The following is a 25557-nucleotide window of genomic DNA, read 5'->3' on the forward strand; positions in this document are numbered from 1 at the left end:
AACACAAGGAGTGCGCGGTCCATGGCTGACGAGGCGAAGCTTCTCGACTACCTCAAGCGGGTCACCGCTGACCTGCACCAGGTGCGCCAGCGCCTGCGCGAGGTGGAGGCCGGTGAACAGGAACCGGTCGCCATCGTCTCCATGAGCTGCCGCTTCCCCGGCGGGGTGCGCTCTCCCGAGGACCTGTGGGAGGTGGTCGCGTCCGGCCGGGACGTGGTCACCGACTTCCCCGAGGACCGCGGCTGGGACCTCGGGTCGCTCTACGACAGCGACCCTGAACAGAGCGGCACGTCGTACACGCGGCAGGGCGGCTTCGTCCACGACCTGGCCGACTTCGACCCGGGCTTCTTCGCGATCTCCCCCCGCGAGGCGCTGGCGATGGACCCGCAGCAGCGCTGGCTGCTGGAGACATCGTGGGAGGCCCTGGAGCGGGCCGGCATCGACCCGCACTCGCTGCGCGGCAGCCGCACCGGCGTCTTCGCCGGCAGCACCGGCCAGGACTACGGCACCGTGCTGATGGGCGCCGCGCAGGGCCTGGAGGGGCACCTGATGACCGGCAACGCCGGCAGCGTGGTCTCCGGCCGGATCGCCTACACCTTCGGGCTGGAGGGCCCGGCGGTCACCATCGACACCGCCTGCTCGTCCTCGCTGGTCGCCCTGCACCTGGCGGGGCAGGCGCTGCGGCAGCGGGAGTGCACCCTGGCGATCGTCGCCGGGGTCACCGCCATGTGCACCCCGGCCGCCTTCGTCGAGTTCTCCCGGCAGCGCGGCCTGGCCGCCGACGGCCGCTGCAAGGCGTTCGCCGCCGCCGCCGACGGGACCGGCTGGTCCGAGGGCGTCGGCGTCCTGGTGCTGGAGCGGCTGTCGGACGCGCAGCGCAACGGCCACCCCGTCCTCGCCGTGGTGCGGGGCAGCGCCGTCAACCAGGACGGCGCCTCCAACGGCCTGAGCGCCCCGAACGGGCCGTCGCAGCAGCGGGTGATCCAGCAGGCGCTGGCCAACGCCGGCCTCGCCACCGGCGGCGTGGACGTGGTGGAGGCGCACGGCACCGGCACCCGGCTCGGCGACCCGATCGAGGCGCAGGCGCTGCTCGCCACGTACGGGCAGGACCGGGGGGACTCGGCGCCGCTGCTGCTCGGGTCGGTCAAGTCGAACATCGGTCACGCCCAGGCCGCCGCCGGTGTCGCCGGTGTGATCAAGATGGTCATGGCGATGCGGCACGGCGTCGTACCGCCCACCCTGCACGTGGACGAGCCGACGCCCGAGGTCGACTGGTCGGCCGGCGAGGTGTCGCTGGTGACCGAGGCGACGCCGTGGCCGGCGGTGAGCCGGCCGCGCCGCTCGGCCGTCTCCTCGTTCGGGGTGTCCGGCACGAACGCCCACACCATCCTGGAGCAGGCTCCGGAGCCCCAGCAGTCCCCGTCGGCCGCCGCCGCGTTGCCGGTCGAGCGGCCGGTCGTGCCGGTGCCGGTGTCGGCCCGGGACGCGGCCGGCCTCGCCGCGCAGGCGGGCCGCTGGGCGGCCCGGATCGCCGCCGACGAGACCCTGCGGCCCCTGGACGTGGCCTTCTCGTCGGTCACCTCCCGCTCCACCCTGGAGCACCGGGCCGTGGTCTCCGCGACCGGCCGTGAGGACCTGCTGGGCGGGTTGCGTGCCCTGGCCGCCGGGCAGCCGTCGGGTGCGGTTGTCGTGGGCCAGGCCGGCGGCCGAGCTTCGCTGGCGGTGCTGTTCTCCGGCCAGGGTGCGCAGCGCGCCGGCATGGGCCGGGAGTTGTACGCCGAGTTCCCGGTGTTCGCCGCCGCGTTCGACGAGGCGTGCGGGCACCTGGACAGGGCCCTGCCGCGCCCGCTGCGTGAGGTGCTCTTCGCCGAGCCGGGTTCGGCTGAGGCGGAGCTGCTGGACCAGACGGTGTTCACGCAGGCGGGGTTGTTCGCGGTCGAGGTGGCGCTGTTCCGTCTCGTCGAGTCCTTCGGCGTCGCCCCCGACCTGGTCGGCGGCCACTCGATCGGCGAGGTCACGGCTGCGTACGTGGCGGGGGTGCTGTCGCTGGAGCACGCCTGCGCGCTGGTGACGGCGCGGGGCCGGTTGATGCAGGCGCTGCCCGCCGGGGGTGGGATGCTGGCCGTCGCGGCCACCGAGGCCGACGTGGCGGCGGCGCTGGACGGGCTGGCCGGTGTGGGGGTCGCGGCGGTCAATGGTCCGCAGGCTGTTGTGGTCTCCGGTGCCGTTGAGGCCCTCGACGAGGTGGAGCGGGTCTGGAAGGACCGGGGTGTGCGGACGCGTCGGCTCGCGGTCAGCCACGCGTTCCACAGTCCGTTGATGGAGCCGATGCTCGCTGATTTCCGGGCCGTTCTCGACGGGTTGGAGTTCGCCGCGCCGGTGCTGCCGGTCGTGTCGAACGTGACCGGTGCCCTGGCCGGCGATGAGATCCGCACGCCGGAGTACTGGGTGCGGCACGTACGCGAGGCGGTGCGGTTCGCCGATGGGGTGACGGCGCTGCGGGCGGCGGGTGTGGATACGTTCCTGGAGGTCGGCCCGCGTAGCGTGCTGACCGCGATGGTCGGCGACATCCTGCCCGCCGACGACGCCGTGCTCGCCGTGCCGGCGCAGCGCGCGGACCGGTCCGAGGCGCACGGGATGCTGGCCGGGCTGGCCGAGCTGCACGTGCACGGGGTGGCGGTCGACTGGCGGCAGTGGTTCGCCGACACCGGCGCGCGCCGCGTCGACCTGCCCACGTACGCCTTCCAGCACCAGCGCTACTGGCCCGAGGCGGGCGCCGGGTGGACCGGCGACGTCACCGCCGTCGGCCTGCGCCCCGCGCAACACCCCCTGCTCGGGGCCGCCGTCGGCGTCGCGCACGCCGAGGGATTCCTGTTCACCGGCCGGCTGGCCCGGCGTACCCACCCGTGGATCTGTGACCACGTCGTCTTCGACACCGTGCTGCTGCCCGGCACGGGCTTCGTCGAACTCGCCCTCCAGGCCGGCGCGCACGTCGGCGCGGACCACGTCCGCGAACTCACCCTGGAGTCGCCGCTGATCCTGCCGGAGACCGGGGGCGTCGACATCCAGCTCTGGATCGGCCCGGCCGACGAGACCGGCTGCCGGTCCGTGTCGCTGCACTCCGCCCAGGACGGCGAGCCGGCCGAGGGCGCGGGCGAGCGGACCTGGACCCGCAACGCCAGCGGTGTGCTGGCCAGCGGCCCCGCCGCCCCGAGCGGCCCCGCCGGCTGGTCCGACCTGACCACCTGGCCGCCGCCGGGCGCCACCGAGGTCGGCACCGACGACCTCTACCTGAACCTCTCCGCCCAGGGCTACGACTACGGTCCGTCCTTCATCGCCCTGCGCTCCGCGTGGCGGCGCGGCGACGACCTCTTCGCCGAGCTGGCGCTGCCCGAGGCCCCCGCCGCCGAGGCCGGCGGGTACGGCCTGCACCCGGCCCTGCTCGACGCGGCGCTGCACACCCTCGGCCTGACCACGTCGGCCGGAGAGCCTTCAGGGGCGGGCATGCCCCCGGGGTACGGCCGGCTGCCGTTCTCCTGGAACGACGTCGCCCTGCACGGCGCCGGGGCCGCGGCGGCCCGCGTCCGGGTCTCGCACACCGGCCCCGACAGCATCTCGCTGCTGCTCACCGACGTCGCCGGTGCGCCCGTCATCTCCGTCGGCTCCCTGGTCCTGCGGCCGGTCTCCGCCGACCAGCTCCGCACCGCCTCCGGCGGCGGCACCGAGTCGCTCTTCCAGGTCGATTGGGCGCCGCTCGCGCTGCCCGCCGGCCCGTCCACTGCCGACTGGGCGGTCATCGGCGACGCCGCGGCGCTCACCGACGCGGTCGCGGCCACCGGCACGGCCGTGGCGGCGTACCCCGACCTGACGGCCCTGGCCACGGCGATGGACGACGGGACGGACGCGCCCGGCGTGCTGGTCCTGCCGTTGCTCGACCCGCCCGCGTCGGCGGACGTGCCGCGCGCCGTCGCCGAGGCGACCCACCGGGTGCTTGCCGTGCTCCAGCAGTTCCTCGCCGAGGAGCGCTACGCGGTGTCCAGGCTGGTGGTGCTGACCTCGGGCGCGGTCGCCACCGACCGGGACGCCGACCTGACCGACCTGGCCGGCGCCGCCGCGATCGGCCTGCTCCGCTCCGCCCAGTCGGAGAACCCCGACCGGTTCGTGCTTGTCGACGTCGACGACGTGGCCGGCTGTGCCGCCGTGCTCGTCCCGGCCGTCGCGACCGACGAACCGCAGGTCGTGATCCGCGCGGGTGTCGCCGCCGGCGCCCGGCTCACCCGGGTTCCCGCCCCGGCCGAGCCGCCGGCCGCCCCGTTCGACTCCGACGGCACCGTCCTGATCACCGGCGCCACCGGCACCCTCGGCCAGCTGATGAGCCGGCACCTGGTCAGCACGTACGGCGTCCGGCACCTCATCCTCACCAGCCGGCGCGGCCGCGCCGCCGGGGGCGTCGCGGAGCTCTGCGCCGAGCTGGAGGCGCTCGGCGTGAGCGTCACCGTCGCCGCCTGCGACGTCGCCGACCGCGCCGCCGTGGCCGAGCTGCTGGCCGGCATCCCGGCGGAGCACCCCCTCACCGCTGTCGTCCACGCCGCCGGCGTCCGCGACGACGGCGTCATCTCCTCGCTCACCCCCGAGCGGATGGACGGCGTGCTGCGGCCCAAGGTCGACGCCGCGTGGCACCTGCACGAGCTGACCGCCGACCTCGGCCTGAAGGCGTTCGTCTCGTACTCCTCGCTGGCCGCCACCGCAGGCGGCCCGGGCCAGGGCAACTACGCCGCCGCCAACGCGTTCCTCGACGGGCTGGCCCACCACCGCAAGGCGCGCGGCCTCGCCGCGCTCACCCTCGCCTGGGGCCTCTGGGCCGACCGCAGCGGCATGACCACCGAGCTGGACGACGTCCACCTCAACCGGATCTCCCGCTCCGGGGTCGCCGCCATGGAGGCCGAGGAGGGGCTCGCGCTCTTCGACGTGGCCTGCCGCACCACCGACGCCGCGCTCGTCCCGGCCCGGCTGGACCTCGCCGCGATGAAGGTGCAGTTCGCCGGCGGGAGCATCCCGCCGCTGTACCGGGCGCTGATCCGCACGCCCGCGCGCGCCGCCGCGGCCACCACCGGCGCGTCACTGGTGCAGCAGCTCGCCGGGCTGGGCGACGCCGAGCGGGCCGCCGCGCTGGTCGAGATCGTCCGCGGGCAGGCCGCCGCCGTGCTCGGCTACCCCGACCCGGCGGCCATCGAGCCGCGCCGGGCGTTCAGCGAGTTCGGCTTCGACTCGCTGACCGCCGTCGAGATGCGCAACCGGCTCAACAACGCCTTCGGGATGCGGCTGCCGGCCACCCTCGTCTTCGACTATCCGACCCCGCACGACCTGGCGGGCTTCCTGGGTACGGAGATCGCCGGCACCCCGGTCCCCGTGCGACCCGCGACGACCACCGTGCCGGTCGGCGACGACGAGCCCCTCGCGATCATCGGCATGGCCTGCCGGCTGCCCGGCGGCGTGTGGTCGCCCGACGACCTGTGGCGGCTGGTGGTCGACGGCGTCGACGCGATCAGCGACCTGCCGACCGACCGTGGCTGGGACCTCGACAGCCTCTACAGCCCCGACCCCGACGCCCCCGGCACCTTCTACGCCCGCGGCGGCGGCTTCCTCAGCGGCGTCGACCGGTTCGACCCCGGCTTCTTCGGCATCTCGCCCCGCGAGGCCCTGGCCATGGACCCGCAGCAGCGGCTGCTGCTGGAAACCACCTGGGAGTCCTTCGAGTCCGCCGGCATCGACCCGGCCGACGTACGGGGCAGCAGCACCGGCGTCTTCGTCGGCACCAGCGGCCAGGACTACGGCTCGCTGCTCGCGTACTCGCCGGAGGCCGCCGAGGGCTACATGCTGACCGGGATGACCAGCAGCGTCATCTCCGGCCGGGTGGCGTACACGTTCGGGCTGGAGGGGCCGGCGGTGTCGCTGGACACGGCCTGCTCCTCGTCGCTGGTGGCCCTGCACTGGGCCGGTCAGGCGCTGCGGCGCGGCGAGTGCGACATGGCCCTCGCCGGTGGCGTGATGGTGATGGCCACCCCGACCGCCTTCGTCGAGTTCTCCCGGCAGCGCGGCCTGGCCGCCGACGGCCGGTGCAAGTCGTTCGCCGCGTCGGCCGACGGCACCGGCTGGTCCGAGGGCGTGGGCATGCTGCTCGTGCAGCGGCTCTCCGACGCGCGCCGGCAGGGCCGCACCGTGTACGCGGTGGTGCGCGGCTCGGCGATCAACCAGGACGGCGCCTCCAACGGGCTGACCGCCCCGAACGGTCCGTCGCAGCAGCGGGTGATCCGCCAGGCGCTGGCGTCGGCCCGCCTTACCACGGCCGACGTGGACGTGGTCGAGGCGCACGGCACCGGCACCACGCTCGGTGACCCGATCGAGGCGCAGGCCCTGCTGGCCACGTACGGGCGGGAGCGGCCCGCCGACCGGCCGCTGCTGCTCGGCTCGATCAAGTCGAACATCGGCCACGCCCAGGCCGCCGCCGGGGTGGCCGGTGTGATCAAGATGGTGCAGGCCATCCGGCACGGCCTCGTCCCGGCGACGCTGCACGTGGACGAGCCGTCCCCGCACATCGACTGGACCTCCGGCGCCGTCGAGCTGGCCACGGAGTCGCGGCCGTGGCCGGTGGTGGACCGGCCGCGCCGGGCGGCGGTGTCGTCGTTCGGCATCTCCGGCACGAACGCCCACGTGATCATCGAGCAGGGTGACGAGCCGGTCGACGCCGCACGCGTGGACACCCGGCCCGGCCTCGTGGATTCCGGCGTCGTGGCATGGCCGCTGTCGGGGCGGTCGAGGGAAGGCCTGACCGGCCAGGCGGCCCGGCTGGCCCGGCACGTACGCGAGCACGGCGAGGTCGATGCGGCGGCGGTGGGCTGGTCCCTGACGACGACCCGGTCGACGTTCGACCAGCGGGCGGTCGTGGTCGGGTCGAGCGCGGAGGAGTTGCTGGCGGGGCTGGACGCTCTGGCGTCGGGGTCGCCGGCCGGCAACGTGGTCGCGGCGACGTCGTCGTCGCACGGTGCGGGCCCGGTGTTCGTGTTCCCGGGTCAGGGTGCGCAGTCGGCGCGGATGGCGGCGGGCCTGGTGGGTCGTACGCCGGTCTTCGACGCGCGGCTGGCGGAGTGCCAGCGGGCTCTCGCGCCGTATCTGGACGTGGACCTCGTGTCGGTGCTCACCGGTGACGACGAGTCGTGGCTGGCGCGGGTGGAGGTCGTGCAGCCGGTGCTGTGGGCCGTCGGCGTCGCCCTCGCCGCCGTGTGGCAGCACGCGGGTGTGGTTCCGGCGGCGGTGATCGGTCACTCGCAGGGTGAGATCGGCGCGGCGTGTGTGGCGGGGATCCTGTCGCTCGGGGACGCGGCGAAGGCGGTGGCGTTGCGCTCCCGGGCCCTGACCGCGCTGCGCGGCACCGGCACGATGGCGTCGGTCGACCTCCGCGCGGACGCGGTGACGGAGCGCCTGCCGGGCTTCCCCGGGGTGGGCGTCGCGGCGGTGAACGGTCCGTCGACCGTGGTGGTGTCGGGTCCGCCGCAGCCGGTCGCGGATCTGGTGGAGGCGTGTCAGGCCGACGGGGTGCGGGCGCGGTTGATCCCGGTGGACTACGCGTCGCACTCGGTGGCGGTGCAGGAGGTGGCGGAGCGGTTGCGCGCGGACCTGGCCGACGTGAGCCCGCAGCCGGGGCACACTCGGCTCGTCTCGACGTTGACGGGGGACTGGGTCGAATCGTCCTCGATGGACGCCGGCTACTGGTACGACAACCTGCGGCAGACCGTGCAGTTCGACGCCGCCGTGCGCGTCGCTGTCGCCGCCGGGCACACCACGTTCGTCGAGATCAGCCCCCACCCGGTGCTGACGATGCCGGTGACGGCGATCCTGGACGATGCCGGCGTCACCGGGCACACCCTGGGCAGCCTGCGCCGCGGTGACGACGACCCGACGCGGCTGCTGACCAACCTCGCCACCGCCCACGCGATCGGCCTGCCCGTCGACCTGACGGCCGTCCTCGCCGGGACCGACCCTGTCGCCCTGCCCACGTACGCCTTCGACCACCAGCGGTACTGGGTCGAGCCGCCGGCGCACCGGGCGCAGGACGTCAGCTCCGCCGGTCTCCAGGACGCCGGGCACCCGCTGCTCAGCGCCACGCTGACGTTCCCCGACAGCGAGCGGATGGTCTTCACCGGGCGGCTGTCGGTGCGTACCCACCCGTGGCTCGGCGAGCACCGGGTGATGGACAACATCCTGCTGCCCGGCACCGCCTTCGTGGAACTCGCCACATACGCCGGTGCGCAGGCCGGCTGCCCGACGGTGGAGGAGCTGACGCTGCTCGCCCCGCTCGTCCTGCCCGAACTCGGCGCGCTCCAGGTGCAGCTGACGGTCGGCGACCGCGACGACGACGGGCGGCGCACCGTCCAGCTCCACTCCCGGCCCTACCGGGACGGCTCCGACGAGATCCTCGCCGACGTCGCCTGGACCTGCCACGCCACCGGCCTGCTCGGCCCGCAGCCGGCCGACGCCGCGCCCGCCTTCGACCTGGGGGTGTGGCCGCCGCCCGGCGCGACGCGCGTCGAGTCCGACGACTTCTACTCCGGCATCGAGGCGACCGTCTTCGGATACGGGCCGGCGTTCCGGGGTCTGCGTGCCGCGTGGATCCGCGACGACGAGGTCTTCGCCGAGGTCGAGCTGCCCGCCGGCCACCACGCCGAGGCCGGCCGCTTCGGCGTGCACCCGGCGCTGCTCGACGGCGCGCTGCAGGCCATGTCGATCGGCGGCTTCCTCGGCCGGATGGGCGACGGCGCCGACGCCGGCGTGCCCCGCCTGCCGTTCGCCTGGACCGGGGTCTCCCTGCTCGCCGCCGGGGCCACCGCCCTGCGCGTGCGCGTCGCCGCGGCCGGCGAGGTCGGCGTCTCGTTCCAGGTGGCCGACGCCACCGGCGCCCCGGTGCTGCACGTCGACTCGCTGATCATGCGCCGTGTCTCCGGGGACTCCCTCGGCGCGGCCCGCTCCGGCCGGCACGAGTCGCTGTTCCAGGTGGACTGGCCCGTGCTGCCCGTGCCCACCGGCCCCGTGCCGGCGGCCACCCGCTGGGTGGCGCTCGGCGACGACCTGGTGCTCAGCGCGGCCTGCGAGGCGGCCGGTGCCCGGGTGCGTACCGACGTCGGGCTCGACACCCTCGGCGACCTGCTCGCCGGGGGTGAGCCGGCGCCCGAGCTGGTGATCGTCCCGGTCGGCGACGCCGGGAACCCGTCGGACCCGGAGCTCGCCGCGCAGGCGCGCGCCGCCACGCACCGTACGCTCGCCGCGTTGCGGACCTGGCTCGCCGACGACCGGTTCGCCGACTCGCGGCTGGTGCTCGTCACCCGGGACGCGGTCGCGGCGGGGGAGCAGGAGCAGGTGAACCTGCGCCAGGCCCCGGTCTGGGGCCTGCTGCGTGCCGCCCAGCTCGAACACCCGGGCCGGTGCCAGCTCGTCGACCTCGACGACGCCCCGGACAGCGCCGCCGCGCTGGCCGCCGCCATCGCCTCCGGCGAGCCGCAGCTCGCCGTGCGCGACGGGCAGGTCCGCACCCCACGGCTCGGCCGGGTTCCGGCCGGTGTCGAGCCGCTGCCCGGCGGGATCGACCCGGCCGGCACCGTGCTGATCACCGGCGGCACGGGCGTGCTGGGCCGCATCCTGGCCCGCCACCTCGCCACCAGCCACGGCGTACGGCACCTGCTGCTGGCCGGGCGGCGCGGCGCGGCGGCCGAGGGGATCGGCGACCTGGTCGACGAACTCGCCGGCACCGGTACGGAGGTGACCGTCGCGGCCTGCGACGCCGCCGACCCCGAGGCCCTGTCGGCGCTGCTGGCCGGGGTGCCGGCAGCGCACCCGCTCACCGCCGTGGTGCACGCCGCCGGCGTCCTCGACGACGGCGTGCTGGAGTCGATGACCCCCGAACGGGTGGACGCGGTCGCCGTGCCGAAGATCGACGCCGCCTGGCACCTGCACCGCCTCACGGCCGACGCGAACCTCGCGGCCTTCGTCCTGTTCTCGTCGGCGGCGGCCACGCTGGGCAGCGCCGGCCAGTCCAACTACGCGGCGTCGAACGCCTTCCTCGACGCCCTCGCGGCGCACCGCCGGGCACGCGGGCTCGCCGGCATCTCGCTCGCCTGGGGCCTGTGGGCGCAGGCCAGCGGCATGACGGGCCACCTCGGCGACGACGACGTGCGGCGGATGGCCGAGCAGGGCGCCACCGGCCTGGCCACCGAGCAGGCGCTGAATCTCTTCGACGCCGCGTGGCGGCTCGACGCGGCAACCGTCCTGCCGATGCGCCTGGACGTCGGGACGCTGCGCGGGCAGGCGGAGACCGGCACCCTCGCGCCCATGCTCCGGGCCCTGGTCCGGGTGCCGCTGCGACGCTCCATGGACGCCACCGGTGCCCGCTCCGGCGGGGTGCAGCTCGGCCGGCGGCTCGCCGGACTGGCCGCCCCGGAGCGGCTCAAGGTGGTGCTCGACGTGGTACGCGCGAACATCGCCGCCGTCCTCGGCCACGCCGGCTCGGACGCGGTCGACCCGAACCGGCTCTTCACCGACCTGGGCTTCGACTCGCTCACCGCCGTCGACCTGCGCAACCGGCTCAACAGCCTGTCCGGCCTGCGGCTGCCGGCGACGCTCGTGTTCGACTACCCGACGCCGACGGCGCTCGCCGAGAAGCTGACGAGCGAGATCGCCGCCGACGCGGCGCCCTCCACCCAGCCGCTCTTCCAGGGCATCGACACGGTGGAGAGCCTGCTCACCGCCATCCCGCTCGACCCGGCGGCCCGCGCCCGGTTCACCGCCCGGATGCAGGACCTGCTCGCCAAGGCGTCCGATCTGGCGGCCGGGCCCGCCGTCGAACCGGACCGGCCAGACCTCGACTCGGCCAGCGACGACGAGATCTTCGACTTCATCAGCAAAGAGTTTGGAATCTCCTGAGATGACCAACCTTCGGACCGAGGCAGGGGCCACCCGATGAGCGACGACAAGCTGCGGTACTTCCTGAAGCGGGTGACAGCCGACCTGCACGACACCAAGCGCAAGCTGCAGACCGTCGAGGCCCGCGACCAGGAGCCGCTGGCCATCGTCTCGATGAGCTGCCGCTTCCCGGGTGGTGTGCGGTCGCCGGAGGACCTGTGGGAGCTTGTCGCCGACGGCCGGGACGCGCTCACCGAGTTCCCGGACGACCGGGGCTGGGACCTGGAGGCGCTCTACGACCCCGACCCGAACAAGCCGGGCAAGAGCTACACCCGCATCGGCGGGTTCCTCGACGGCGCCGGTGACTTCGACCCGTCCCTGTTCGGGATCTCGCCGCGTGAGGCCCTCGCCATGGACCCGCAGCAGCGGCTGCTGCTGGAGACGTCCTGGGAGGCCGTCGAGCGGGCCGGCATCGACCCGCTGTCGCTGCGCGGCAGCTCCACCGGTGTCTTCGTCGGGCTGAGCACCTCGAACTACGGCATGGGTCTGCCGAACGTGCCCGAGGGCGTCGACATGTACATCGGCACCGGCAACACCACAAGCGTGGCGTCCGGCCGGATCTCGTTCACCCTCGGCCTCAACGGCCCGGCCGTCACCGTGGACACCGCCTGCTCCTCCTCGCTGGTGGCCCTGCACCTCGCCGTGAACGCCCTGCGCCGCGGCGAGTGCGACCTGGCCATCGCCGGTGGCGTCACCGTCATGGTCACCCCCGGCGTGTTCGTCGTCTTCTCCCGGCAGCGCGGCATGTCCGTCGACGGCCGGTGCCGGGCCTTCGCGGCCGGCGCGGACGGCACCGGCTGGGGCGAGGGCGGCGGCGTGCTCGTCGTGGAGCGGCTGGCCGACGCCGAACGCAACGGCCACCCGGTCCTCGCCGTGATCCGGGGCAGCGCCCTCAACCAGGACGGCGCCTCCAACGGGCTCACCGCCCCCAACGGCCCCTCTCAGCAGCGGGTCATCCGCCAGGCCCTCGCCAACGCCCGGCTCGGCTCCGCCGACGTCGACATGGTCGAGGCGCACGGCACCGGCACCACCCTCGGCGACCCGATCGAGGCGCAGGCGCTCATCGCCACGTACGGGCAGGACCGCCCGGCCGACCGTCCGCTGTGGCTGGGCTCGGTGAAGTCGAACATCGGCCACACCCAGAGCGCCGCCGGCGTCGCCGGGCTGGTCAAGATGGTGATGGCGCTGCGTAACGGCGTCATGCCGGAGACCCTGCACATCGACGAGCCGTCCCCGCACGTGGACTGGACGGCCGGGGCGGTCTCCCTGCTCACCGAGTCCAAGCCGTGGCCGGAACTGGACCGCCCCCGCCGCGGCGGCGTCTCCTCCTTCGGGGTCAGCGGCACCAACGCCCACGTCATCCTGGAGGAGTACCGCCCGCGCGTCGCCGAGGCGGCGACCGTCGACGGCGGGCAGGCGGACGGGACCGGCGCCGTCGAGCCCGCGCGCCGGCCGGGCCTGGTCGCGTCGGACGTGACCCTCTGGCCGGTGTCGGCCCGGTCGAGGACCGCCCTGGGCGGGCAGGCGGCCCGGCTCGCGGACTTCCTGCGCAGGCGCGGCGAGATCGATCCGGCGGCGGTCGGCTGGTCGCTGGCCACCACCCGCTCGACGTTCGACCACCGTGCCGCCGTCGTCGGGTCGACCGCCGACGAGCTGCTGGCCGGGCTGGACGCCCTCGCCGCCGGCCAGCCGGCGGGGAACCTCGTCACCGGTACGGTCACCAGCGCCGGCGCAGGTCCCGTCTTCGTGTTCCCGGGTCAGGGGGCGCAGTCGGCGCGGATGGCGGCCGGGCTCGTCGGTCGTACGCCGGTGTTCGACGCGAAGCTGGCCGAGTGCCAGCGGGCCCTGGCGCCGTACCTCGACGTGGACCTCGTCGCGGTGTTGACCGGTGACGACGAGTCGTGGCTGGAGCGGGTCGAGGTCGTGCAGCCGGTGCTGTGGGCCGTCGGCATCGCCCTGGCGGCCGTGTGGCGCGCGGCGGGCGTCGTCCCGGACGCGGTGATCGGTCACTCGCAGGGCGAGATCGGCGCGGCCTGTGTCGCCGGGATCCTGAGCCTGGAGGACGCCGCGAAGGCAGTGGCGTTGCGGTCGCGGGCGCTGACGGTGCTGCGGGGTACCGGGACGATGGCGTCGATCGACCTGTCCGCCGACGCGGTCACCGAGCGCCTGGGGGAGTTCCCGGGCGTCGGAGTCGCGGCCGTCAACGGGCCGTCCACCGTCGTGGTGTCCGGCCCGCCGCAGCCCGTGGCCGACCTCGTGCAGGCGTGCCAGGCGCAGGGCGTCCGCGCCCGGCTGATCCCCGTGGACTACGCGTCGCACTCCGAGGCCGTGCGGCAGGTGGCCGAGCAGCTCCGCGCGGACCTGGCCGGCGTCACCCCGCGGGCCGGCCACACCCGGCTGGTCTCCACCCTCACGGGCGAGTGGGCCGACCCGCTCACCATGGGCGCGGAGCACTGGTACGACAACCTGCGGCAGACCGTGCAGTTCGACGCCGCGGTCCGTACGGCGGTCGCCGCCGGGCACACCACGTTCGTCGAGATCAGCCCGCACCCGGTGCTGACGATGCCGGTCACCGCGATCCTCGACGACACCGGCGCGAGCGGGCACACCATCGGCAGTCTGCGCCGGGGCGACGACGACGCGACCCGGCTGCTGACCAACCTCGCCACCGCGTACGCCGTCGGCCTGCCCGTCGACCTGGCGGACGTCCTCGCCGAGACCGAGGTCGCGCCGCTGCCCACGTACGCCTTCGACCACCAGCGGTTCTGGCTCGACGGCAGCGGCGGGCCCGACCTGCAGACCCTGCTGTCGGGCATGAGCGGCGACCCGGGCGACGCGGGCTTCTGGGCCGCCGTCGAGAGCGGGGACGTCACGGCGCTCGCCGAGACCATCGCCACCGAGGAGACCCCGGCACACGAGGTTCTCGACGCGCTGCTGCCGGCCCTGCCGATGCTCACCTCCTGGCGCCGGCAGCGGCGCCGGCAGGCCGACATCGACAGTTGGCGCTACCAGGACACCTGGAAGCCCCTGACCGGCGTCGCCAACCGGGGCATGGACGGCACCTGGGTCGTGGTCATGCCGACCGGCGACATCATCGAGCCCTGGCAGGACGCCTGCGTCGAGGCGATCGCGGCGGCCGGCGCGACGCTCGTGCCGGTGGCCGTCTCCACGCCCGACGTCGACCGCGACCAGTTCGGCAAGCTGCTGCAGGAGGCGCTCGCCGCCGGACCGGGCGGCGACGCCACCGCCGACGTCGCCGGCGTGGTCTCGCTGCTCGCCTTCGACGAGCTGGCCCACCCGCTGTACCCCTCCGTGCCCGGCGGCTTCGCCGCCACCGTCGCGCTCTTCCAGGCCCTCGGCGACATCGGCCTGCGCGCGCCGATGTGGAGCGTCACCTCCGGCGCCGCGTCGGTAGGCATGGCCGACCTGCTGCGCGCCCCGGCGCAGTCGCTGGTCTGGGGCTTCGGCCGGGTCGCCGCGCTGGAGCACCCGCAGCGCTGGGGCGGCCTCGTGGACCTGCCCGAGGCCGTGGAGGACCGCTGTGCCGACCTGCTGGTCGCGGCCCTCACCACCGCCGGGGACGAGGACCAGATCGCGGTACGCCCGAGCGGCCTGCTCGCCCGCCGGCTCACCCGCGTCCCGCTCGGCGACAGTCAGCCCGCCAACCCGTGGCAGCCGTACGGCACGGGGCTCGTCACCGGCGGCACCGGCGCGCTCGGTGGGCACGCCGCCCGCTGGCTGGCCCGCAGCGGTGTGGAGAACATCGTCGTCGTCAGCCGGCGGGGCATGGCCGCGCCCGGCGCGCAGCAGCTCGTCGACGACCTCACCGCGCTGGGCGCCCAGGCCACAGTGGTCGAGTGCGACGCCTCCGACCGCGACGCCCTGGCCGAGCTGATCGAGGCGATCCCCGCCGAGTACCCGCTCACCGCGGTCGTGCACGCCTCCGCGGTCCTCGACGACGCCATGATCAACGACATCCGGCCCGAGCAGATCGAACGGGTGCTGCGGGCCAAGGTCGACGTCGCGTACAACCTGCACGAGCTGACCCTCGACCACGAGCTGTCCGCGTTCGTCATGTTCTCGTCCTTCGCCGGCAGCGTGGCCAGCTCCGGCGTCGGCAACTACGCCCCGAGCAACGCGTTCCTCGACGCGCTCGCCCAGCACCGCCGGGGCCTCGGCCTCACCGCCACCTCAGTCGCCTGGGGGGCGTGGGCCGGCGGCGGCATGGCCGACGGGCCGCTCGGCGAGCTGCTGCACCGCCACGGCGTACCCGAGATGACCCCGGAGGCGGCGATCACCGCGCTGCACCAGGCCGTGGACCACGGCGAGGCGTTCCTCACCATCGCCGACATCGCCTGGGAACGGTTCTCCGTCGCGTTCACCGCCACCCGGCCCGGTCCGCTGATCAGCGACCTGCCGGACGTGCGGCGGCTCGCCGCCGCCGAGGCGATGGACAGCGTGGAGGCCGGCGACGGCCCGGAGTCGTTGCGGGAGCGGCTCGCCGGGCTGCCCGCCGCCGAGCGGTTCGCCGTGCTGCTCGGCCTGGTCCGTGGCCAGGTCGCCGCCGTGCTCAACTACCCGTCCGCCGACTCCGTGGACGAGCATCGGGCGTTCCGGGAGCTGGGCTTCGACTCCGTCACCGCCGTCGAGCTGCGTAACCGGCTCGGCGCGGCCACCGCCGTGGCCCTCCCGGTCACCCTGGTCTTCGACTACCCGACCCCGACGACCCTGGCGGAGTACCTCTACGCCGAGGTCGCCCACGACGACGTGGTCACCCCGAACGCGCTCCTCGACGATCTGGACCGGATCGCCGAGGGCCTCGACGTGGTCGCCCGGGACGAGGCGGCCCGGGTGCGGGCCACCGTACGCCTGCAGGCGATGCTCTCCCGGCTCGGCCAGGACAGCGGTGGCGCCGACATCGGCCGGCACCTCGACGACGCCACCGACGACGAACTGTTCGCGATGGTGGACAAGGACCTCGGCATCTCCTGACCCAGCTCCAGCTCTCTCCCGTCTCTTTCGAGGAAGCGGCACTCCGATGGCCAACGAAGACAAGCTCCGCGACTACCTCAAGCGGGTCATGGCTGATCTCCACGACACCCGCCGCCGACTCAGCGAGGCCCAGTCCCAGGAACTGGAGCCGGTGGCGATCGTGGCGATGAGCTGCCGGTTGCCGGGCGGGGTGCGCAACCCCGACGACCTGTGGGAGCTGTTGCGGGACGGCCGGGACGCCGTCGCGCCCTTCCCCGACGACCGGGGCTGGGACCTGGAGCGCCTCTACCACCCCGACCCCGACCACCCGGGCACCTCGTACGCCCGGGAGGGCGGGTTCGTCGACGGGGCCGGCGACTTCGACTCCGCCTTCTTCGGCATCTCGCCGCGCGAGGCGCTGACCATGGACCCCCAGCAGCGGCTGCTGCTGGAGACCTCCTGGGAGGCGGTCGAGGCCGCCGGCATCGACCCCGCCTCGCTGCGCGGCAGCCGGACCGGGGTGTTCGTCGGCACCAACGGGCAGGACTACGGCACCCTGCTGATGATGTCGCCCGACGGCGACGAAGGGCACTCGATGACCGGGGGCGCGGCGGCCGTCGCGTCGGGCCGGGTGTCGTACGCCCTCGGGCTCGAAGGACCGGCCGTATCCATCGACACGGCCTGCTCGTCGTCGCTGGTGGCGCTGCACCTCGCCGTGCAGGCGCTGCGGGCGGGGGAGTGCGACCTGGCGCTGGCCGGCGGGGTGACCGTGATGGCCACCCCGGGCCTCTACATCGGATCCAGCCGGCAGCGCGCACTCTCCACCGACGGGCGTTGCCGGTCGTTCGCCGCCGCCGCTGACGGCGCCGGGTTCTCCGAGGGGGTCGGCTGGCTGCTGGTCGAGCGGCTGTCGGACGCCCGCCGCAACGGCCACCGCGTCCTGGCTGTGGTCCGCGGCACCGCCGTCAACCAGGACGGCGCGTCGAACGGGCTGACCGCGCCCAACGGGCCGGCCCAGCAGCGGGTCATCAGCCAGGCCCTCACCTCCGCCCGGCTCTCCACCGCCGACGTCGACGTGGTGGAGGCGCACGGCACCGGCACCAGGCTGGGCGACCCGATCGAGGCGCAGGCGCTCATCGCCACGTACGGGCAGGACCGTGACGAGGCACCGCCACTGCTGCTCGGCTCGGTGAAGTCGAACATCGGCCATGCCCAGGCCGCCGCGGGCGTGGCCGGCGTGATCAAGCTGGTGCTCGCCATCCGGCACGGCCTCGTGCCGGCGACGCTGCACGTCGACGCGCCGTCGCCGCACGTCGACTGGACGGCCGGCGCGGTGGAACTGGTGACGGAGGCACGCCCGTGGCCCGAGACGGGCCGGGTACGCCGGGGCGCCGTCTCCTCGTTCGGCATCTCCGGCACCAACGCTCACGTGATCATCGAGCAGTCGGCTGAGCCGGTCGAGTCGGATGCGGGTGGGCGTGGGGCGGGGTTGGTCGCTTCGGATGTGGTGGCCTGGCCGGTGTCGGCGCGGTCGGGGACGGCGTTGGCCGGTCAGGTTGCCCGGCTCGCGCGGCACGTGCGTGAGCGGGGTGGGATCGATCCGGTGGAGGTGGGCTGGTCGTTGGCGGCTACCCGGTCGGCGTTCGATCATCGCGTCGTTGTCGTCGGGTCGTCCGTCGAGGGGTTGCTTGCCGGGCTGGATGCCTTCGCTGCCGGTCAGCCGGCGGGGAACGTGGTCACGGGGGTGGCGTCGAGTCCGGGTGCGGGTCCGGTCTTCGTGTTTCCGGGTCAGGGCGCGCAGTCGGCGCGGATGGCGGCGGGGCTGGTGGGTCGTACGCCGGTGTTCGACGAGTGTCTGGCGGAGTGCCGGCGGGCGTTGGCGCCGTATCTCGATGTGGATCTCGTGTCGGTGCTCACGGGCGAGGACGAGTCGTGGCTGGACCGGGTCGAGGTGGTGCAGCCGGTGCTGTGGGCCGTCGGTGTCGCTCTGGCGGCGGTGTGGCGTGCGGCGGGTGTGGTTCCGGACGCGGTGATCGGTCACTCGCAGGGTGAGATCGGCGCGGCGTGCGTGGCGGGCATTCTGAGCCTGGAGGACGCGGCGCGGACGGTGGCGTTGCGGTCGCGTGCGCTGGCGGTGCTGCGGGGTACCGGGACGATGGCGTCGGTGGACCTGTCGGCCGAGGCGGTGGCCGAGCGGCTGCCCGCGTTCCCGGGTGTCGGGGTCGCGGCGGTCAACGGCCCGTCCACCGTCGTGGTGTCGGGTCCGCCGGAGCACGTCGCCGGCCTCGTCCAGGCGTGCGGGGCCGAGGGTGTTCGTGCCCGGCTGATCCCCGTGGACTACGCGTCGCATTCGCCCGCGGTGCAGGAGGTCGCCGAGCAGCTTCGGGCGGACCTGGCCGGTGTCGGTCCGCGGGCCGGTCACACCCGGCTCGTGTCCACTCTCACCGGGGACTGGGTGGATCCGGCGGTGATGACCGCTGACTACTGGTACGACAACCTGCGGCAGACTGTGCTCTTCGACGCGGCCGTGCGGACGGCTGTGGCTGCCGGGCACACCACGTTCGTCGAGATCAGCCCGCATCCGGTGCTGACGATGCCGGTCACCGCGATCCTCGACGACACCGGCGTGAGCGGGCACACCATCGGCAGTCTGCGTCGTGGTGACGACGACGCGACCCGGCTGCTGACCAACCTCGCCGCCGCGTACGCCGTCGGCCTGCCCGTCGACCTGACGAGGGTGCTGCCCGCCGCGGCCACCGTCGACCTGCCCACGTACGCCTTCGACCACCACCGGTACTGGCCCGCGCCGCCGCTCTTCCTCACCGCGGCCGACGCGGCCCCGGACATCGACCGCTGGCGCTACCGGGTCACCTGGCGGGCCCTGCCCGACCTGCCGCTGACCTGGCTCGCCGGCACCTGGCTCGTGCCGGTGCCCGCGGCGCTGGGCGACGACCCGCTGGTCACCGACGTGCTGTCGGCCCTGGGCAACTTCGGCGCGGACGTCGTCCCGGTGGAGCTGGACGTCACACACGACCCGGCGGCGCTGGCCGAGCGGCTGAGCGCCGCGCTCACCGGCCCGGACGGACCCGTCGCCGTGCTCTCGCTGCTGGGTCTGGACGAGCGGGCGCACCCGGAGCACCCGGCCACCTCGCTGGCCGTCTCGGGCACCGCCCTGCTGGTGCAGGCGCTCGGGCTGCTCGGCGTCGAGGCGCCGCTGTGGTGCGCCACCCGGGGAGCCGTCGTGGCCTGCGCCGACGACCCGGCGCCGCGCCCCGCCGCCGCCTCCGTCTGGGGGCTCGGCCGCGCCGTCGCCCTGGAACACCCCGCCCGCTGGGGCGGCCTGCTCGACCTGCCCGACGTGCTCGACGCGCAGGCCGGCGCGCTGCTCTGCGCGGCGCTCGGCGCCAGCGGTGGCGAAGACGCCTTCGGCGACGACGGCGCGGAGCAGTCCGGCCGGGGCGAGGACCAGCTCGCCGTCCGCGCCTCCGGCGTCTTCGTCCGCCGCCTCACCCGGATCACCGAACCCGAGCCGGTCGAGTCCGGCGACGCGGACGACACCCGGCGGATGCACGGCACCGTGCTGATCACCGGTGGCACCGGCGGACTGGGCGGGCATCTGGCCCGCTGGGCGGGCCGCTCCGGCGCCGCGCACGTCCTGCTGGCCAGCCGGCGCGGCCCGGACGCCCCGGGCGCCGCCGAGCTGGAGGCGGAGCTGACCGGTCTCGGCGTACGGGTCACAGTGGCTCGCTGCGACGTCGCCGACCGGGCACAGGTGGCCGACCTGCTCGCCGCCGTCCCCGCCGACGCCCCGCTGAGCGCCGTGCTGCACACCGCCGCCGTCCTCGACGACGGCATCGTCGACACCGTCACCGCGCAGCGCCTGCACACCGTCGCCGCGTCGAAGTGCGTCGCCGCGCTGCACCTGGACGAGCTGACCCGCGACCTCGACCTGGACGCCTTCGTGCTCTTCTCCTCGGTGGCCGGAACCACCGGCAACGCCGGGCAGGGCGCGTACGGGGCGGCCAACGCCTTCCTCGACGCCCTCGCCGAGCGGCGCCGGGCCGAGGGACTGCCGGCCCTCTCGGTGGCCTGGGGCGCCTGGCGCGGGGCCGGCCTGCCCGCCGAGAACGAACGCGCCCAGGAACGGCTGCGCCGGGGCGGCATGATCGGCATGGACCCGGAACTGGCCGTCGAGGCCCTCGCCCGGGCGCTGCGCCGCGACGAGCCCACCACAGTCGTCGCCGACATCGACTGGGCCCGTTTCGCCCCCGCGTTCACCCTGGTACGGCCCAGCCCGCTGATCGGCGACCTCGCCGAGGCCCAGGAGGCGACGCAGCCGGCCGGGCAGCAGGAGGCCGCCGAGGAGGAGACGGGCGTACCGTCGGCCCTCGCCCGGCGGCTCGCCGCGCTCGCGCCGGGGGAGCGCACCGCGACACTGCTGGAGCTGGTGCGGCAGTGCGCGGCGACGGCCCTCGGCTACGGCGCCGCCGACGACATCCCGGCCACCCAGCCCTTCCGCGACCTCGGCCTGGATTCGCTGACGGCAGTCGACATGCGCAACTTCCTGGCCGCCGCCACCGACCTGCGGCTGCCCGCGACGCTCGCCTTCGACTATCCGAACCCGACGGTGCTCGCCGCGCACCTCGGCGAACTGCTCACCGGGATCGTCCCCGACGCGACCACCCCCGCCCCGGCCGCCGCGGCCGAGGACGACGACCCGATCGCCATCGTGGCGATGAGCTGCCGCCTGCCCGGTGGGGCGGACACCCCGGAGCAACTGTGGCAGCTCCTCGCCGCCGGCGGCGACGCCATCGGGGAGTTCCCCACCGACCGGGGCTGGGACCTGGACCGGCTCTTCGACTCCGACCCGGAGAAGGAGGGCACCAGCTACGCCCGTGAGGGCGGCTTCGTCACCGGCGCCACCGACTTCGACGCCGGCTTCTTCGGCATCAGCCCCCGCGAGGCCCTCGCCATGGACCCGCAGCAGCGGCTGCTGCTGGAGGCGTCCTGGGAGGCGGTCGAGCGGGCCGGGATCGACCCGCACACGCTGCGCGGCAGCGCCACCGGCGTATTCGTCGGCACCAACTACCAGGACTACCGCAACCTGATGTTCAGCGCCGAGGGCGCCGAGGGGCACCTGATGACCGGCAACGCCGGCAGCGTCCTGTCGGGCCGGGTGTCGTACACCCTCGGGCTGGAGGGGCCCGCCGTCTCGGTCGACACCGCCTGCTCGTCGTCGCTGGTCGCGCTGCACTGGGCCTGCCAGGCGCTGCGCCGCTCGGAGTGCTCACTCGCCCTGGTCGGCGGCGTGACCGTCATGTCCACCCCCGGGGTGTTCGTCGGCTTCAGCCGGCAGCGGGGCCTCGCCCCGGACAGCCGGGTCAAGGCGTTCGCCTCCGCCGCCGACGGCACCGGCTGGGGCGAGGGCCTCGGCCTGCTGCTCGTCGAGCGGCTCTCCGACGCCCGCCGCAACGGTCACCCGGTGCTCGCGGTCATCCGGGGCAGCGCCGTCAACCAGGACGGCGCTTCCAACGGCCTCACCGCCCCGAACGGGCCGTCGCAGCAGCGGGTGATCCGGCAGGCGCTCGCCAACGCCGGCCTCGCCCCGGCCGACGTGGACGCCGTCGAGGCGCACGGCACCGGCACGAAGCTCGGCGACCCGATCGAGGCGCAGGCCCTGCTCGCCACGTACGGCCGGGAGCGGCCCGCCGAGCAGCCGCTCTGGCTCGGCTCGATCAAGTCGAACATCGGTCACACCCAGGCCGCCGCCGGTGTCGCCGGGATCATCAAGATGGTGCTGGCGCTGCGGCACGGCTACCTGCCGCAGACCCTGCACGTGGACGAGCCGACCGACCAGGTGGACTGGAGCGTCGGTGCGGTCGAACTGCTCCGCGAGGGCCGCCCCTGGCCGGTCACCGACCACCCGCGCCGCGCCGCCGTCTCCTCGTTCGGCATCAGCGGCACCAACGCGCACACCATCCTGGAGCAGGCCCCGGAGCCGGTCGAAGCCGAGCAGCCGACCGGTGACCCGGCGCGGCTGCCGGTGGTGCCGGTGCTGCTGTCGGGCCGTTCGGGGCTCGCGCTGGCCGCCCAGGCGCAGCGCTGGTCCGAGCAGCTCACCGGGCTGGAGGCGCCACGTACGGTCGACGTCGGCTGGTCGTCGGCCGTCGCCCGGGCCGCCCTGGAACACCGGGCCGTCGTGCTGGCCACCGACCGGATCGCGCTGGGCGCCGGGCTGCGCGCCCTCGGCGCCGGCGAGGACGCGCCGCTGGTGGTCACCGGCGTGGCGGTGCCCCGGCCGAAGGTGGCGTACCTGTTCTCGGGACAGGGCGCCCAGCGGGCCGGGATGGGTCGCGAGCTGGCCGAGGCGTTCCCCGTCTTCGCCGCCGCCCTGGACGAGGCCTGCGCCGCCCTCGACGCGCACCTGCCCCGCCCGCTCAGGCCACTGCTCTTCGCCGAGCCCGGCACGCATGAGGCCGAGGCGCTGGACCGCACCGAATTCACCCAGCCGGCGCTGTTCGCCGTGGAGGTGGCGCTGTTCCGGCTGTTCGAGGCGTGGGGGGTCCGCCCCGACGCCGTCGCCGGGCACTCGATCGGCGAGATCGCGGCCGCCCACGCCGCCGGTGTGCTCTCCCTGGCCGACGCCGCCGAGCTGGTCGCCGCCCGGGGCCGGCTGATGCAGGCGCTGCCGGCCGGGGGCGCGATGCTCGCCGTCGCCGCCACCGAGGCCGAGGTGACCGCCACGCTCGGTGAGCGGGCCGACCGGGTCTCCGTCGCGGCCGTCAACGGCCCCGCCGCGGTCGTGGTGTCCGGGGCCGGCGACGCCGTCGAGGAACTGGCCGCCCAGTGGGCCGCCCGGGGTGTCCGGGTCCGGCGCCTGGCGGTCAGCCACGCGTTCCACAGTCCGCTGATGGATCCGGTGCTCGACGACCTCGCCGCCGTCGCCGGACGGCTGCGGTACGCGGCTCCGAGCATCCCGATGGTCTCCACCGTCACCGGCGCGCCGGTCGACGCGGCGGAGATCGGCGCGCCCGGCTACTGGGTGCGCCACGCCCGCGAGGCGGTACGCTTCGCCGACGCCGTCGTGGCACTGCGCGAGCGCAACGTCACCGGCTACGTCGAGATCGGCCCGGACGGGGTGCTCACCGCCCTCGCCCAGGCCGTCCTGGCCGAGGCCCCGGCCGGCGGCCGGGCCCCACTGGTGGTGCCCGCCCTGCGCCGGGACCGCGCCGAGCCGAGCACCCTGCTGCGCGCGCTCGCCGCGCTGCACACCCACGGCGTCTCCCCGGACTGGTCCGCCGTCTACGCCGGTACCGGCGCCCAGCGGGTCGAGCTGCCCACCTACGCGTTCGACCGGCAGCGCTACTGGCCGGAGCCGCCGCCGTGGGCCGCCCTCGTGGCCGCCGACGAGGCCACCGAGGTCGAGCGCCGCTTCTGGGCCGCGGTCGAGGCCGAGGACCTGGAGTCGCTGGCCCGCGACCTCGACGTGCACCGCGACCAGCCGTTCGGCACCGTGCTGCCCGCCCTGTCGGCGTGGCGCCGGCGCGGCCGGGAGCAGGCCCTGGTCGACGGCACCCGCTACCGGGCGGTCTGGGAGCCCATCGCGGAGACCTCGCAGGAGCAGGACCCCGGCCGGTGGCTGGTGCTGCTGCCCGCCGACCGGGCCGACGACCCCGACCTGCACTCCTGCACCTGGGCCCTGGGCGCCGAGGTGAGCATCGTGCCCGTGGACACCGCCGCCGACTCCGAGGAGCTGTGCGGCGGGTTCGCCGACGTGCTCACCGAGGCGCTCGGCGCGGGCGACGGGCCGCTGTCGATCCTGTCCTTCCTCGGCCTGGACGACGCCCCGCACGCCGAGCACCCGGCGCTGCCGCGCGGCCTCGCCGCGACCGTGCACCTGCTCCAGCAGCTCGTCGACCTCGACGCCTCGGTCCGGCTCTGGTGCGTCACCCAGGGCGCCGTCGGCCTCGGCGACGGCGACGCCCCGGCCAACCCGCGGCAGGCGATGCTGTGGGGCCTGGGCCGGGTGGCCGCGCTGGAGCAGCCCGCCCGCTGGGCCGGGCTGGTCGACCTGCCCACTGACCTGGAGCCGTGGACGGCGATGCGTCTCGGCGGCATCCTCACCGGCGGCGGCGTGGAGGACCAGCTCGCCGTCCGCGAGTCCGGGGTGCTGGTGCGGCGGCTCGTACCGGCCACCACCACCGACGGGGAACTCACGCCGTGGCAGCCCCGGGGCACGGTGCTGATCACCGGCGGCGCCGGTGCGCTCGGTGGGCACGTGGCCCGCTGGGTGGCCGCCGAGGGCGCGCAACGGGTGGTGCTGACCAGCCGGCGGGGGACCGGCACCCCGGGCGCCGCCGAGCTGATCTCCGAGCTGGCCGGGCTCGGCGTGGACTGCCGGGTGGTCCGCTGCGACGCCGCCGACCGCGCCGCCGTCACCGACCTCCTGGCCGATCTCCGGCGGGAGGGGCCGCCGCTGCGCGCGGTGGTGCACGCCGCGGGTGTCAGCGAGGTGGTGCCGCTGGCCGACACCACCCTGGAGGACCTGGCGTACGTCATCGCCCCGAAGGTCTGCGGCGCCGAACACCTCGACGAGCTGCTCGGCGACGCCGAACTGGACGCGTTCGTGCTCTTCTCGTCCATCGCGGCGGTGTGGGGCAGCGGCGGACAGGGCGCGTACGCGGCCGGTAACACCTACCTGGACGCGCTCGCCGAGCGGCGACGCGGCCAGGGCCGGGCGGCCACCTCCATCGCCTGGGGACCGTGGACCGAGTCGGGCATGTACACCGAGGGTGCGGCGGAGCAACTGCGCCGCCGCGGCCTCCAGGTGATGCCGCCCGGCGTGGCGATGGCCGGGCTGCGGCACGCCCTGGCGGTCGGCGACAGCTGCGTCACCGTCGCCGACGTCGACTGGGCCACCTTCCAGCCGCTGTTCACCTCGCTGCGGCCCAGTCCGCTGCTGGCCGACCTGCCGGCCGTACGCGGGCTGGCCGCCGCCCCCGCCGAGGCGCCGGAGGCGGTCGCGCCCGGCGCCCGGGACCTGCTCGCCGGGCTGCGGGCGCTGCCGGACGACGAGCGGCGGGCCGCACTGCTGGAGATGGTGCGGGTCGACGCGGCGAAGGTGCTCGGCCACCCCTCCGCCGACGCGATCGAGACCGACCGGGGCTTCCTGGACCTCGGCTTCGACTCGCTCACGGCGGTGGAACTGCGCAACCTGCTCACCGCGGCGACCGGGCACGACCTGCCCACCACCGTCGTCTTCGACTACCCCACCCCGGACGGCCTGGCCGGCCACCTGTACGAGCAGCTCTTCGCGGGCGCTGCGGGGGACGACGGCGACGGCGGCGACGAGGAGTCCGTGCGCCGGGCCCTCGCCGCGATCCCGCTCGACGAGCTGCGGCAGGCGGGCCTGCTCGACCAGCTGCTCCAGCTGGCCCGTACGAGTGCCGGCACGCCGGCCGTGGCGTCCGCTGCCCCGGTCACGCCGTCCGCACCCGAGACCCAGATCCGCGAACTCGACGTCGCCGGCCTGGTCCGGATGGCCCTGGAAGGCTCCGACTCGTGACCCGGCCGGCC

General features: G+C 75.3%; 3 protein-coding genes. All 3 read left to right on the plus strand.

Features of this window, described 5'->3' with window-relative positions; translation table 11 throughout:
• The first annotated feature begins 21 nt into the window (after positions 1-21).
• Genes HA073_RS08895 through HA073_RS08905 form a run of 3 tightly spaced genes read left to right on the plus strand, consistent with a single transcriptional unit; the run spans position 22 to position 25546 of the window.
• The gene (locus tag HA073_RS08895; protein WP_166456123.1) at positions 22-10971 is read left to right on the plus strand and encodes a type I polyketide synthase; all 10950 of its coding nucleotides are present in this window, start codon (positions 22-24) and stop codon (positions 10969-10971) included.
• A gap of 36 nt (positions 10972-11007) precedes the next feature.
• The gene (locus HA073_RS08900) at positions 11008-16002 is read left to right on the plus strand and encodes a type I polyketide synthase (RefSeq protein ID WP_166456124.1); all 4995 of its coding nucleotides are present in this window, start codon (positions 11008-11010) and stop codon (positions 16000-16002) included.
• 46 nt (positions 16003-16048) lie between these two features.
• On the plus strand, positions 16049-25546 hold the full coding sequence (locus HA073_RS08905; RefSeq protein ID WP_166456125.1) for a type I polyketide synthase: 9498 nt from the start codon (positions 16049-16051) through the stop codon (positions 25544-25546).
• Positions 25547-25557: the final 11 nt, after the last annotated feature.

Origin of the sequence: Micromonospora sp. CMU55-4, from assembly GCF_011602315.1 — a bacterium.
GTDB lineage: Bacteria > Actinomycetota > Actinomycetes > Mycobacteriales > Micromonosporaceae > Micromonospora > Micromonospora chalcea.

Bases quoted from the DNA above. Each gene is read 5' to 3' on its own strand.
- HA073_RS08905 (WP_166456125.1), top strand. From the start codon at position 16,049: ATGGCCAACGAAGACAAGCTCCGCGACTACCTCAAGCGGGTCATGGCT.
- HA073_RS08900 (WP_166456124.1), top strand. From the start codon at position 11,008: ATGAGCGACGACAAGCTGCGGTACTTCCTGAAGCGGGTGACAGCCGAC.
- HA073_RS08895 (WP_166456123.1), top strand. From the start codon at position 22: ATGGCTGACGAGGCGAAGCTTCTCGACTACCTCAAGCGGGTCACCGCT.